The sequence below is a fragment of the Neisseria dentiae genome (assembly GCF_014055005.1).
GTDB lineage: Bacteria > Pseudomonadota > Gammaproteobacteria > Burkholderiales > Neisseriaceae > Neisseria > Neisseria dentiae.
The window spans coordinates 1,411,082-1,424,447 of sequence record NZ_CP059570.1 but is presented as its reverse complement, the minus strand read 5'-3'; the positions used below and the strand labels follow the sequence as shown (position 1 = coordinate 1,424,447).

The 13,366-nt window shown below is 56.8% G+C and carries 10 protein-coding genes; 8 read left to right on the top strand and 2 right to left on the bottom strand.

The annotated features are described in order from the left end of the window. Positions 1-615, top strand: coding sequence for an MlaC/ttg2D family ABC transporter substrate-binding protein (locus H3L92_RS06725; RefSeq protein WP_085365930.1), 615 nt, complete (start codon positions 1-3; stop codon positions 613-615). A 586-nt stretch (positions 616-1,201) separates the two neighbouring features. On the opposite strand, the gene thiD is transcribed toward H3L92_RS06725, so the two are convergent. Next, complete coding sequence (thiD, locus tag H3L92_RS06720) at positions 1,202-2,023, bottom strand: bifunctional hydroxymethylpyrimidine kinase/phosphomethylpyrimidine kinase (protein ID WP_085365888.1); 822 nt, start codon at positions 2,021-2,023, stop codon at positions 1,202-1,204. A 235-nt stretch (positions 2,024-2,258) separates the two neighbouring features. Next, a complete protein-coding gene (locus H3L92_RS06715; protein WP_115336332.1) occupies positions 2,259-3,569 on the bottom strand; it encodes a sulfate adenylyltransferase subunit 1 in 1,311 nt (436 codons plus the stop codon). 437 nt (positions 3,570-4,006) lie between these two features. Between H3L92_RS06715 and gltB the strand changes: the two genes are divergently transcribed. From gltB to hisA, 7 genes are all read left to right on the top strand, one after another. Then, positions 4,007-8,470: a glutamate synthase large subunit gene (gltB, locus tag H3L92_RS06710; protein WP_211276412.1), complete on the top strand. Its 4,464-nt coding sequence runs from the start codon at positions 4,007-4,009 to the stop codon at positions 8,468-8,470. A 116-nt stretch (positions 8,471-8,586) separates the two neighbouring features. After that, on the top strand, positions 8,587-9,084 hold the full coding sequence (locus H3L92_RS06705) for a GNAT family N-acetyltransferase (protein ID WP_085365886.1): 498 nt from the start codon (positions 8,587-8,589) through the stop codon (positions 9,082-9,084). Next, complete coding sequence (locus H3L92_RS06700) at positions 9,081-9,665, top strand: O-methyltransferase (RefSeq protein ID WP_085365885.1); 585 nt, start codon at positions 9,081-9,083, stop codon at positions 9,663-9,665. Before H3L92_RS06705 ends, H3L92_RS06700 begins: the two co-directional genes overlap by 4 nt. Before the next feature lie 19 nt (positions 9,666-9,684). After that, positions 9,685-10,350: an alpha/beta fold hydrolase gene (locus tag H3L92_RS06695; RefSeq protein ID WP_218019565.1), complete on the top strand. Its 666-nt coding sequence runs from the start codon at positions 9,685-9,687 to the stop codon at positions 10,348-10,350. 35 nt (positions 10,351-10,385) lie between these two features. Further along, positions 10,386-11,813: a glutamate synthase small subunit GltD family protein gene (locus tag H3L92_RS06690; RefSeq protein ID WP_085365884.1), complete on the top strand. Its 1,428-nt coding sequence runs from the start codon at positions 10,386-10,388 to the stop codon at positions 11,811-11,813. Between the two features lie 88 nt (positions 11,814-11,901). Further along, on the top strand, positions 11,902-12,546 hold the full coding sequence (gene hisH / locus H3L92_RS06685; RefSeq protein WP_085365883.1) for an imidazole glycerol phosphate synthase subunit HisH: 645 nt from the start codon (positions 11,902-11,904) through the stop codon (positions 12,544-12,546). Between the two features lie 72 nt (positions 12,547-12,618). Then, positions 12,619-13,362, top strand: coding sequence for a 1-(5-phosphoribosyl)-5-[(5-phosphoribosylamino)methylideneamino]imidazole-4-carboxamide isomerase (hisA, locus tag H3L92_RS06680; RefSeq protein ID WP_085365882.1), 744 nt, complete (start codon positions 12,619-12,621; stop codon positions 13,360-13,362). The last annotated feature ends 4 nt before the right edge of the window (positions 13,363-13,366 follow it).

Here is a 13,366-nt window from a genome sequence, read left to right as displayed (position 1 = left end):
ATGAACAAACTGATGGCTGTTTTACTTGCCGCGCCTGTTGCGCTGGTGTCGCCTTATGCCGCTGCGCAAACCCAGCAGCATCCGGCCCAAGTGCAGGCACAGCAGAATATTGATACGGTGTTGAAAGTGGCGCGCAACGGCGGTTTGAGCGAGCAGCAGAAAATCCGCCAAATCGAGCGTTATGCCGACGGTTTTTTGGATTACCAGCGCATTTCGGCGCTGGCCGTGGGTTTGCCGTGGCGGGAGTTTTCGGCCAAGCAGAAAACCGACTTTATCGCGGCGTTTAAAGAAATGATGATTTCGATGTATGCGCGCTCTGCCTTGATGGGCGCTGCCGATGCGCAGGTGAGGCTGCTGCCTAAAATCACTGATAACGGCAGCAGTAAAGTGGACGTGTTTTCTGAAATCCGCACCAAAAACGGTAAAAAATACGAGGTGGCTTATCAGCTCTATAAAGTGGGGCCGGTGTATAAGGTGTATAACATCCGTGTCGACGGGGTGAGCTTGGTTACGGTTTACCGAAACCAATTCAATGAGTTAATCAAGCAGAAAGGGATTGACGGCGCGATAGCCACCGTGCGTGCCAAAGGCTTGAAAAAAGCAGAATCGTTGTGATGCTCTGATGCGGAAACGATACGGAGACCTTTGCAAAATTCCTTTCGGTATCTTAAAACCTCTGCGTCATGCTCGGGCTTGACCCAAGCATCTTTTTATTTCAAAAGAAATAACAGATACTCGGGTCAAGCCCGAGTATGACGAAACATAAATAAATTCAGGATTAAAACGTATTTTTGCAAAGGTCTTGATACGGTATTAAAACAAGAGCCGTCTGAAATATTTCAGACGGCCTTTTGCGTTGTAATAAATTTGAAATAAAATTGCTTAAATCAGCAGGCGGTTTTGGTGCGGGCAGTTTTGCCGTCCGCAGGCTTGGCCGGGGCTTGGAAAGCGCGTTTGGCCGCCTGGAAGATAGCTTGACGTCTGCGGTGTTGCATCATCGTCTCCTTTCGTTGTTGTTGTCGTGAAGTGAGATTCAAGCAATATAATGGCTTTGGCTGTTTATTACAAGCCTTGTTTTGATAAAGATTGTTTATTCCTGCTAAGAGTGCGTGCTTTGCAACGGTTTCAGACGGCATATAGTGTACAAACTGATTGCGCTGCTGCCTGCGGCTTGCTGCCTTGTTAATTTTATCCGCACCGGTCAGTCGCGGTAATGCCGCCAGAAATGGGCCAGCGGGCCGCGGCCTTTGCCGATGCGCCAGCCCAAGCCGGCTTCGATGGCGCCGTGCAGGTAGGTTTTGGCGGCCGAAACGGCCGTGCTCAGGTTGCCGCGCTGGGGGCGCAGGGCGGCGATGGCGGCGGCAAGGGTGCAGCCCGTGCCGTGGGTGTTGCGGGTGTCGATACGGCCGTTGCGGAAGCATTGCGGTTGGTGGTCGGCCACCAGCAGCCAATCGCGCGCTTCTTTGCTGTGTTCCCAGTGGCCGCCTTTGAGCAGCACGGCTACCGCGCCTTTTTCCATGAGTTGCCGGCCTTGCGCCAGCATTTCGTCTTCGTTTCCGGCCGGGCTGTTGCCGGTGAGGGCGGCCAGTTCGCTGATGTTGGGGGTAACGAGGTCGGCCAGCGGCAGCAGTTCGTTGCAGAGGGCTTCTACGGTGTCTTCCTGCGCCAGTTTTTCGCCGGAGGAGGCGGCCAGCACGGGATCGAGCACAACGAAGGCGTTGTTGTATTTGCGCAGGGCGGCGGCCACGGCACTGATGGTGGCGGTGTCGGGCAGCATGCCGATTTTCACGGCGTCGATGCGGATGTCGGAAAACACCGATTGGCATTGGGCGGCCACGATGTCGGCCGGCACGGGGTGTACGGCCTGCACGCCTTGGGTGTTTTGTGCGGTAACGGCGGTGATTACGCTGGTGCCGTAGGCGCCGAGCGCAGCAAAGGTTTTTAAATCGGCCTGAATACCTGCGCCGCCGCCGGAATCGGAGCCGGCTATGGTGAGGGCACGGGTAAAAGGTTTGCTGGGCATGGAATATCCTTGCGGTGGTGTGTATGCGGAATGCGGTTGCGGCAAAGCAAACGGCTGCCTGAGTTTAGAGGTGCCGTTTTTATTTTGGTTTCATTATAGGGCAAACGGTTTTTAATCAAACAGGATATTGCTCGAACGGTTGAAAAGGCCGTCTGAAAGTGTTTCAGACGGCCTCGGTGTTAAGCGGCGCCGGGATTATTGTTTGGGATGTTATTCGGATTTGCCGGGGGGCGGCTTAAATTTCGAAGGTGCTCTCTTGGGCGCTGCTGCGTATCATGCCGGCGGCCACGGTGTGGTTGGTGGCTTCGTCTATCAGGATAAACGCGCCGGTGGCGGGGTTTTCGGCATAGGTGGTGGCGGCCAGCGGCTGCTGGGTTTTGAGGCTGACGCTGCCGATGTCGTTCAGCTTCAATTCGCCTGCCGACTGCACGCGGCTTAAGGTGTGCACGTCCCATACATAGGCGATTTCGCTGATGCGGGCTGCGGTGGTTTGGGTGCCTTGTTTGAGCAGGTATTTGCGGCGCAGGTTGAGCGGGGTTTCGTCGAACCAGCACAGTGCGGCTTGGAAGCTTTGCTGCGGCTCAATGGGGCTGTTTGCCGCAACGATGCTGTTGCCGCGCGAGATGTCGAGATCGGTGTCGAGCGTGAGGGTAATGACTTCTCCCGCCTCGGCTTCGCCGGTGCGGCCTTTGGGGCCGAAGATGTCGGCGATTTTGGCGGTTTTGCCGCCGGGCAGCACTTTGATTTCGTCGCCGCTTTTCAGACGGCCTGCTTCCAGGCGGCCTTGATAGCCGCGGAAGTCGTCGCTGCTGCTGCCGTCTTGGCGGGCAACGCGCTGCACGGGGAAATGGGCGGGCAGGGCGGCGGCGTTGTTACGGGTTACGGGCAGGCTTTCCAGCAGGGGCAGCAGGGGCAGGCCGTTATACCACGGCGTGCGGGTGCTGGGGTTGACGATGTTGTCGCCGTTGAGAGCGCTGATGGGCAAAAAATACACTTGCGCTTCCAGCCCGATTTGTCCGGCCAGTTTCTGATAGGCGCGGGTGATGGCTTGGTATTTGTTTTCGTCGAAATCGAGCAGGTCGAGTTTGTTGACGGCCACAATGATGCTGGGGCAGCCGAGCAGTTTCAGGATGGCGCTGTGGCGTTTGGTTTGCGGCAGCAGCACGGGTTCGGCACCGCTGAAATCGACGCGGGTGGCATCCACCAGCACGATGGCGGCGTCGGCGGTGGAGGCGCCGGTAACCATGTTGCGGGTGTATTGTTCGTGGCCGGGGGTGTCGGCGATGATGAATTTGCGCGCGGGGGTGGCGAAATAACGGTAGGCCACGTCGATGGTGATGCCTTGTTCGCGTTCGGCGGCCAGGCCGTCGGTTAGGCTGGCGAAGTCGGGCGTTTGGCCGTTTTGCGCGGCTTGGTCGAGTTTGGCGAGCTGGTCGGTGAGCAGGGTTTTGCTGTCATAGAGCAGGCGGCCGATCAGGGTGGATTTGCCGTCGTCAACGCTGCCTGCGGTGATGAAGCGGAGGAGTGGGGCGGTGGTGGCGGTCATGATGGGTTCCTGATTGAAATGTGCGCTACTTTAATCAGGCCGTCTGAAAAAGGGAAAGAATGGTTGGTTTTAATATAAGATGTTTTTGTTATATAAAGGTGTATCTTCAAGTTTATTACCGCAAGTTTATAAAATACCGTACTGACTTGAAACGAGAGGTATCTTGAGTAAAATATTACAGATTTTACTCTCAACCTGTTGTGCAAACTAACCAACACAATGATTGCTAAAACATATGATTAACCTTGTTAATCAACAAACGACAAGACTCAGCTTAATTGATTGTCAAGAGAGGCTTAAAATATAAGAAATGCTTTGACGATTGTCAACAATTTAGGTATTTTATAGCCCCGCGCCTGTTTTACCGGCCAACAATACTAACAAACCCGTAAAAGCGCCCGAAATTATAAACCCCTCTTAAATAAAGGCCCACTACCATGACCATGTTATACGACCGTACAGTAGAACGAGAAAACTGCGGTTTCGGCTTGATTGCCAATATCGACGGCGTTCAAAGCCATAAAGTCGTCCGCAACGCCATTTTGGGTTTGTCGCGCATGCAGCACCGCGGCGCGATTCTGGCCGACGGCAAAACCGGCGACGGCTGCGGTTTGTCGATTCAGATGCCGGAAAGTTTTTTCCGCACGGTTGCAGAAGAGGCCGGTTTTTCATTGGCGCAGAAGTTTGCCGTGGGGCAGATTTTCCTGCCGCAAGACAGCGCCGAGGCAGAGCGCTGCATCGGCATCATCAACGAAGAATTAACCCGCGAAACATTGGGCGTGGCCGCTTGGCGCGAAGTGCCGACCAATCCGGCGGTGCTCGGCTCGATTGCCTTGGCGGATATGCCGCAAATCAAACAGGTGTTTATCAATGCGCCTTCCGGCTGGCGCACGCAGGATTTGCAGCGCCGCCTGTTCGTTACCCGCCGCCGCATCGAAAAACGTATCGATCATCCCGATTTCTATATTTGCAGTTTTTCCAACCAAACCGTGATTTATAAAGGTTTGTGCATGCCCAAAGACTTGCCCAAGTTTTATCTCGATTTGGGCGATTTGCGCATGCAGTCTGCCATCTGTTTGTTCCACCAGCGTTTTTCCACCAACACCCAGCCGCGTTGGAAATTGGCGCAGCCTTTCCGCTATCTGGCGCACAACGGCGAAATCAACACCATTTCCGGCAACCGCGCGTGGGCGCGGGCGCGGGCATATAAATACCATACGCCGCTGATTCCCGATTTGCAGACCGCCGCGCCGTTTGTCAACGAAAGCGGTTCGGACTCCAGCTCGCTCGATAATATGCTGGAAGTGTTTGTGTGCGGCGGCATGGACTTATTCCGCGCCATGCGCCTGTTGGTGCCGCCCGCCTGGCAGCAAAACCCCGATATGGACGACGATTTGCGCGCCTTCTACGACTTCAATTCCATGCACATGGAGCCGTGGGACGGCCCGGCCGGCATCGTGCTTTCAGACGGCCGTTACGCCGCCTGCAACCTCGACCGCAACGGCCTGCGCCCCGCACGTTATGTGATTACCCAAGACCGCCTGATTACCATTGCTTCCGAAGTGGGTATTTGGGATTACGCGCCCGACGAAGTGGTGGAAAAAGGCCGCGTCGGCCCCGGCCAATTGCTGGTCATCGACACCAAAAACGGCAAGCTGCTGCATTCGGCCGAAATCGACAATGAATTGCGCGCCCGCCATCCTTATCGCGAATGGCTGGATAAAAACGTGCAGCGCCTGATTCCGTTCGAGCAACTGCCCGATAACGAAGCCGGTGAATCGGCGATAAACGCCGATATGCTGGCCGTGTATCAGAAGCAGTTTCTGTATGACCGCGAAGAGCTGGAAAACATTGTGCGCGTGTTGGGCGAAGACGGTCAGGAAGCCGTCGGCTCGATGGGCGACGATACGCCGTTTGCCGTGTTGTCCGAGCGTCCGCGCCTGATTTTCGACTATTTCCGCCAATATTTCGCGCAAGTAACCAACCCGCCGATCGACCCCTTGCGCGAAGCGCACGTGATGAGCCTCGCCACCAGCATAGGCCGCGAGATGAGCGTGTTTTTTGAAGCCGAAGGCATGAGCCACCGCGTGAACTTCAAATCGCCGGTGCTGTTGTATTCCGATATGCAGCAACTGCTGCGCCTGCCCGAAGCGCACTATAAACACACCGTGCTCGATGCCACTTATTCCCCCGACAGCGGCCTGAAAGCCGCCGTCGAAACCCTGTGCAACCAGGCCGAAGAAGCCGTGCGCAGCGGCACGGTGCTGCTGGTGGCTTCAGACAGGCATATCGCGCAAGACCGCCAGCCGATTCCGTCGGCCTTGGCGGTGGGCGCGATTCAAAACCGCTTGGTGGCCGCCAATCTGCGCTGCGACGCCAACATCATTGTGGAAACCGCCGAAGCGCGCAACCCGCACCATTTCGCCGTGTTGATCGGCTTGGGTGCCACTGCCGTTTATCCGTATCTGGCGTATGAAAGTTTGGCGCAGATGGTAAACGCCGGCGCGATTGCCAAACCCTTGCGCGTGGTGATGGCCAATTTCCGCAACGGCATCAACAAAGGTTTGTACAAAATCATGTCGAAAATGGGCATTTCCTGCGTATCGTCCTACCGCTGCGCGCGCCTGTTCGAATTGGTGGGCATGAACAAAGAAATCGTCGATTTGTGCTTCCCCGGCATCACCAGCCGCGTGGAAGGTGCGTCGTTCGCCGATTTGCACGAGCAGATTTCCGCCACCCGCAAACGCGCATGGCGCCGCAGCCAAGGCATTGACGCCGGCGGCCTGCTGAAATTCAAACCGCAGGGCGAATACCACGCCTACAACCCCGAAGTGGTCAACACCATTCAGGCAGCGGTCAACAGCGGCGACTACGCCAAATACCGCCTCTACCGCGATGCCGTCAACAACCGTCCGGGAACCACCATCCGCGACATGCTGCGGCTGAAAACCGAAAACTGCACGCCGATTGCCATCGAGAAAGTCGAGCCGTCTGAAAATCTGTTCAAACGCTTCGACAGCGCGGCCATGTCAATCGGCGCATTAAGCCCCGAAGCGCACGAATCGCTGGCCATTGCCATGAACCGCTTGGGCGGCTATTCCAACTCCGGCGAGGGCGGCGAAGACCCGAAACGCTACGGCACCGAAAAAGTGTCGCGCATCAAACAGGTGGCGTCCGGCCGCTTCGGCGTTACCCCCGCTTATCTGATGAGCGCCGACGTGATTCAGATTAAAGTGGCGCAAGGCGCGAAACCCGGCGAGGGCGGCCAGTTGCCCGGCGATAAAGTAACGCCTTATATCGCCCAACTGCGCTACGCCGTGCCTGGTTCCACTCTGATTTCACCGCCGCCGCACCACGATATTTATTCCATCGAAGACTTGGCGCAGCTGATTTTCGACCTCAAACAAATCAACCCCAAAGCGCTGATTTCGGTGAAACTCGTGTCGCTGCCCGGCGTCGGCACCATCGCCACCGGCGTGGCCAAAGCCTATGCCGACCTGATTACCATCGCCGGCTACGACGGCGGCACCGGCGCCTCGCCCTTATCCAGCGTGAAATACTGCGGCTCGCCGTGGGAATTGGGCCTGGCCGAAGCGCAACAGGCATTGGTTGAAAACAACCTGCGCCACAAAGTGCGCCTGCAAGTGGACGGCGGCCTGAAAACCGGCCTCGACATCATCAAAGCCGCCATTCTCGGCGCCGAGAGCTTCGGCTTCGGCACCGGCCCGATGGTGGCGCTCGGCTGCCGCTACCTGCGCATCTGCCACCTGAACAACTGCGCCACCGGCATCGCCACCCAAGACGACACCCTGCGCGGCAAGCATTATCACGGCGACGCCGAAAAAGCGATGAACTATTTCCGCTTTATCGCCCAAGACGTGCGCGAAATTCTCGCCGAACTGGGCGTAGAAAAACTCACCGACCTGATCGGCCGCACCGAACTCTTGGAAATCATCGAAGGCAAAACCGCCAAACAACGCGGGCTGGATTTGAGCAAACTCTTGTATTCGCCCAAAGTGCCCGACGGCAGCGCGCGCCACTGCACGCAAAACAACGCCCCGTTCGATAAAGGCCGTCTGAACGCCGAGATTGTGCGCGAAGCGCAAGAAGCGCTGGCAAACGGCAGCGGCACCGACATGAGCTTCGATATTTCCAACCTCGACCGCAGCGTCGGCGCCGCACTCTCCGGCATCATCGCCCAAGCGCACGGCAACCGCGGCAAAGCCGGCCAAGAGTTCAACATCAGCCTCAACGGCACCGCCGGCCAAAGCCTCGGCGTGTGGCTCGCAGGCGGCGTGAACCTCGAGCTAACCGGCGATGCCAACGACTATGTGGGCAAAGGCATGGCGGGCGGCCGTATCGTCATCAAACCGCACAACGGCGTCGCCTTCAAAGCCGAAGACGCCGCCATTGCCGGCAACACCTGCCTTTACGGCGCCACCGGCGGCGAACTCTTCGCTTCCGGCCGCGCGGGCGAACGCTTCGCCGTGCGCAACTCCGGCGCACTGGCCGTGGTGGAAGGCATCGGCGACAACGGCTGCGAATACATGACCGGCGGCGTGGTGACCATTCTCGGCAAAACCGGCATCAACTTCGGCGCGGGCATGACCGGCGGCTTCGCCTACGTGCTCGATGTGGACGGCAAATTCAAAGGCCGCATCAACCCCGAAATGGTCGAAGGTTTGGGCATCACCGATCTGCCCACCCACCAGGAACACCTGCGCGGCCTGATTGAACGCCACGTCGAACTGACCCACAGCCGTATCGGCGAGCGCATCTTGGGCGATTGGGAAAACCAAGTCGGCAAGTTTGTGCTGGTGAAACCGAAAGCCAACGATGTTAACGCGTTGCTCGGCCACAAACGCCGCACCGTGATGGAATTGCGCGAAGTAACGGCGTAAGGGTTTTCAGACGGCCTCAAAGGCTACCTGAAAGGCCGTCTGAAAATGATTGGTCGGGCATTTATGGCCGACTTACTGGCTTGCCAACCAAGCAGATATGGTACAGGAGAAACTGCATGACACAACTGACATTGGAAAAATTCACCGCAGCCGATTTTGCCGATTATCGGCAACTCGTCGGCAATGCCGAGGTGATGGCGATGATTACCGAACGCGCCTTGCCGGAGCACGAAGCGCGGGCGGATTTTGACAAACTGTTGGCCAACAATGCGCTGCATCCGCTGTTCGGCAGCTTCAAGGTACGGGATGCGGCAGGGCGGTTTTTGGGCTTGGGCAAGCTTACGCTTGAATCCGCCGATAGCCGCGAGGCCGAGCTGGGCTATATGCTGTTGCCCGAATACTGGGGCAAAGGATGGGGCGGGCGCATTGCCGCCCAATTGCTGGCCTTGGCGCAAACACAAGCACTGGATGGTATCTTTGCCATCATCGACCCGGCCAATGTGGCCTCACGCAAGATTCTGACCAAGCAGGGCTTTGTGCATCGGGAATACAAAGATTTTGACGGCTTGCCCGGCGAAATCCTGTATCGCAAAACCGTTGGGGAAAACACATGAATAGCGAACGTCGTGCCTATCTTGAGCAGCTTTATCAAAGCTATCGTCGCGAGGATGCCGCGCAAACCGACCGTTTGCAGCGCTGGCGCAGCATTGAGCCGGAATCGGCCCAATTTCTGGCCTTGCTGGTATTGGCCAAACGCGCGCAAAACGTATTGGAAATCGGCACCTCGGGCGGTTATTCCACCTTGTGGCTGGCCGATGCGCTGGAACAGACCGGCGGCCGGCTGGCCACGCTGGAAATCGAAGCCGAACGCCAGCAAGCCGCCATGCGCCATTTGGTCGCCAACGGCCTGCAAAACGGGGTGCAGGCGGTATGCGGGGATGCTGGCGCATTTCTGGCCGACAACCGGGAAGTCTATGATCTGATTTTGCTGGATGCCGAGCGGCCCGCCTATTGCGGATATTGGCCGCATTTGGCGGATGCCTTGGCCGAGGCGGGCAGCACGCTGGTGGTGGACAATGTGTTGTCCCATGCCGAGCAAGTGGCCGATTTTATCCGCTTGGTGGCGGCTGACCAGCGTTTTACCCACAGTATTCTGCCGGTTGGCGCAGGCTTGATGATGGTAGTGCGCCAGTAGTTCCGTAGGTCGGGCATTTATGCCCGACAAAGGTAATGAGCAAATTATGTCGGGCTACAAAACCGGCAGAGACATCATGAAAACAGTTCGATTATTGTTTTTAGCGGGCGCAGCAGGTGACCCAACATTTTGGCAACCCGTTGCCAACTTATTGCCTGCATCTTATCGCTGCACCTTACAAGCCTACCCTGAATTTGCTGGACAACCCAAAGTAGCCAGCGTACATAGTTTTGCCACCTTAAGCGATTGGGTGATTGACCACATCTCCCAACCTACCATTATCGTAGCGCAATCCATGGGTGGCATCATTGCCATACAAGCCGCTTTGCGTAAACCCAATTATGTACAAGGTTTGGTCTTGGTTGCCACATCAGGCGGTTTGGACACATCAGCATTGGGCGCAGCAGATTGGCGCGAAGATTATTTACTCAATTTGGCGCATCTGCCCACATGGTTTGTTGAAGCCCAATACGATTTAAGCCCCGATTTGGCGCATGTCAAACAACCTGTTTTGCTGCTTTGGGGCGATGCCGACCCAATTAGCCCCCTTGCCATTGGGCACGCCCTACAACAACAGTTGCCCCATGCACACTTGCACATGATTCCACAAGGGCAACACGATTTTGCTTACCAACACGCCCCGCAAGTGGCACAACATATTCGTGCGTTTATTGAAAGCTTATAAACCACCCATTGACAAAAGAAAAAAAGGAACAAACCATGTCCCGTGAAAATGTTTACCAATTTATCGACCTGCCGCGTGTCGATCCGCCGAAAATCCCGCTGAACACGCGCAAAACCGCGTTTGTGGAGATTTATCAGGCGTTTACCGATACACAGGCGCAATCGCAGGCCGACCGCTGTTTGGCGTGCGGCAACCCTTATTGCCAAAACAAATGCCCGCTGCACAACAATATCCCCAATTGGCTGAAACTGGCCAACGAAGGGCGCATCATCGAAGCGGCCGAATTGGCGCATTCCACCAACACGCTGCCCGAGGTGTGCGGCCGCGTCTGCCCGCAAGACCGTCTGTGCGAGGGCGATTGCACGCTGAACGCCGAATTCGGCGCGGTAACCATCGGCAATGTGGAAAAATACATCACCGAAAAAGCCTTTGAAATGGGCTGGAAACCGCAGGTGGGCGATGTGCCCGCCAGCGGCAAAAAAGTGGCGGTAATCGGTGCCGGGCCGGCCGGTTTGGGCTGTGCCGACGTACTGATCCGCAACGGCGTGGCGGTTACCGTGTACGAGCGTCAGCCTGAAATCGGCGGCCTGCTCACTTTCGGCATTCCTTCGTTCAAGCTGGAAAAAGACGTGATGAGCCGCCGCCGCGAGCTGTTTAACGACATGGGCATCGAGTTCAAGCTGGGCGTGGACATCGGCAAAGACATCACGCTGGCCGAGTTGGTTCAGCAATACGACGCGGTGTTTTTGGGCGTGGGCACCTATCAGGGCATGAAGGCCGAGATTCCCAACGAAAACGCCGAGGGCGTGTATTCGGCGCTGCCGTTCTTGATCGGCAACACGCAAAACTTGCTCAATCTGGATGCGCCCGATTATGTGAGCATGGCGGGCAAGCGCGTGGTGGTGCTGGGCGGCGGCGACACGGCGATGGACTGCGTGCGCACTTCGGTGCGCCAGGGTGCGGCGGAAGTTACCTGTGTGTACCGCCGCGACGCGGCCAATATGCCGGGCAGCAAAAAAGAATACACCAACGCCAAAGAAGAGGGCGTGGGCTTCCAATTTAACGCCCAACCCATTGAAATCGAAGCTGAACCGCTGGCGGTGCACACCGATCAAAACGGCAAGGTGAGCGGCATCAAAATCGTCAAAACCCGCATGGGCGAGCCGGACGAAAAAGGCCGCCGCCGCGCCGAAATCATCGAGGGTAGCGAAGAAGTGATTGCCTGCGATGCGGTAATCGTGGCCTTCGGTTTTGCGCCGCACGCCATGCCGTGGCTGACTGACGTGGGCGTGAATGTGGACGGCAAAGGCCGCATCGCCGCCGAAGGCCGTCTGAAACAGCAAACCGCCAACCCGAAAGTGTTTGCCGGCGGCGACATCACCCGCGGCTCGGATTTGGTGGTGACCGCCATCGCCGAAGGGCGCGATGCGGCGGAGAGCATTATGGAGTATTTGGAAGTTTAACGGCGGTAAAACAGGGGCTTCGGCCTCTGTTTTGTTTCTGTTATCATCTGCCGTTTGCAATGGTTCAAACCGCCAGAAAGGATCAAACATGAAAGTTGCCATCGTCGATTACGGCATGGGTAATCTGCATTCGGTGCTGAAATCGGTGCAGGCCGCGCAGAAGCTGGCGGATGTGAACGCGCAAATCGTGCTCACCGACCGCCCCGAAGAAGTGTTTGCCGCCGATAAAGTGGTGTTTCCGGGGCAGGGTGCCATGCCCGACTGCATGGCCGCGCTGCAACGCAGCGGCTTGGGCGAGGCGGTTTCAGACGGCCTGAAAAACAAGCCTTTTTTCGGCATCTGTGTGGGCGCCCAACTGCTGTTCGACCACAGCGAAGAGGGTGATACCGCCGGTTTGGGCTGGTTTGCGGGCGATGTGAAGCGTTTTGCGGCCAACCGCCGCGATGCCGAGGGAGGCAAGCTCAAAGTGCCGCATATGGGCTGGAACACCGTGCATCAAACGCAGGAGCATCCGCTGTTTCAAGATGTGCCCCAAAACACCCGTTTCTATTTTGTGCACAGCTACTATTTCGCCCCCGCCGATAACGGCATTGTGCTCGGCACCAGCGAATATCCGAACGAATTTGCCTGCATCGTGGGCAAAGACAACGTGTTCGCCACCCAGTTCCACACCGAAAAAAGCCACGACGGCGGCCTGCTACTGCTGCGTAATTTTCTCCGCTGGAACGGTTAAAATTGTGTAAAATACAGCCTTTTCAGACGGCATCGAGGCCGTCTGAAAGCATGAAAAATACCAGGAAATAAAATGCTGCTGATTCCCGCAATCGATTTGAAAGAAGGCCGCTGCGTGCGCCTGAAGCAGGGCCTGATGGATCAGGCCACCGTGTTTTCCGACAACCCGGCCGAAACCGCGCTGCATTGGTTCAAACAAGGCGCGCGCCGTCTGCATTTGGTGGATTTGGACGGCGCCTTCGCCGGCAAGCCGAAAAACCTCGAAGCCATCGGCGGCATTTTGGGCGAAGTGGCCAAAGAGATTACCGTGCAGCTGGGCGGCGGTATCCGCGACTTACAAACCATCGAAAAATACCTCGATTTGGGGCTGACCGATGTGATTATCGGCACCGCCGCCGTGAAAAAACCCGAATTCGTGCGCGAAGCCTGCAAAGAATTCGCAGGCCACATCATCGTGGGTTTGGATGCCAAAGAAGGCATGGTTGCTATCGACGGTTGGGCAACCGTTACCGAACACCATGTGATTGATTTGAGCAAACGTTTTGAAGACGACGGCGTCAACAGCATCATCTACACCGACATCGGCCGCGACGGCATGATGAGCGGCGTAAACATCGAAGCCACCGTCAAACTGGCCGAAGCCGTGAAAATCCCCGTGATTGCCTCGGGCGGGCTGACCGATTTGAACGATATCCGCGCCCTGTGCGCCGTAGAAAAAAGCGGCGTGGCCGGCGCCATCACCGGCCGGGCGATTTACGAAGGCAGCATTGATTTTGCCGAAGCGCAAAAGCTGGCCGATTCGCTTACGGCGCAATAAGCAA

Coding starts and splice junctions, on each gene's coding strand:
- hisA (WP_085365882.1), top strand. CDS start 12,619: ATGCTGCTGATTCCCGCAATCGATTTGAAAGAAGGCCGCTGCGTGCGC.
- hisH (WP_085365883.1), top strand. CDS start 11,902: ATGAAAGTTGCCATCGTCGATTACGGCATGGGTAATCTGCATTCGGTG.
- H3L92_RS06695 (WP_218019565.1), top strand. CDS start 9,685: ATGCCCGACAAAGGTAATGAGCAAATTATGTCGGGCTACAAAACCGGC.
- H3L92_RS06715 (WP_115336332.1), bottom strand. CDS start 3,569: ATGACCGCCACCACCGCCCCACTCCTCCGCTTCATCACCGCAGGCAGC.
- H3L92_RS06690 (WP_085365884.1), top strand. CDS start 10,386: ATGTCCCGTGAAAATGTTTACCAATTTATCGACCTGCCGCGTGTCGAT.
- H3L92_RS06705 (WP_085365886.1), top strand. CDS start 8,587: ATGACACAACTGACATTGGAAAAATTCACCGCAGCCGATTTTGCCGAT.
- H3L92_RS06700 (WP_085365885.1), top strand. CDS start 9,081: ATGAATAGCGAACGTCGTGCCTATCTTGAGCAGCTTTATCAAAGCTAT.
- thiD (WP_085365888.1), bottom strand. CDS start 2,023: ATGCCCAGCAAACCTTTTACCCGTGCCCTCACCATAGCCGGCTCCGAT.
- gltB (WP_211276412.1), top strand. CDS start 4,007: ATGACCATGTTATACGACCGTACAGTAGAACGAGAAAACTGCGGTTTC.
- H3L92_RS06725 (WP_085365930.1), top strand. CDS start 1: ATGAACAAACTGATGGCTGTTTTACTTGCCGCGCCTGTTGCGCTGGTG.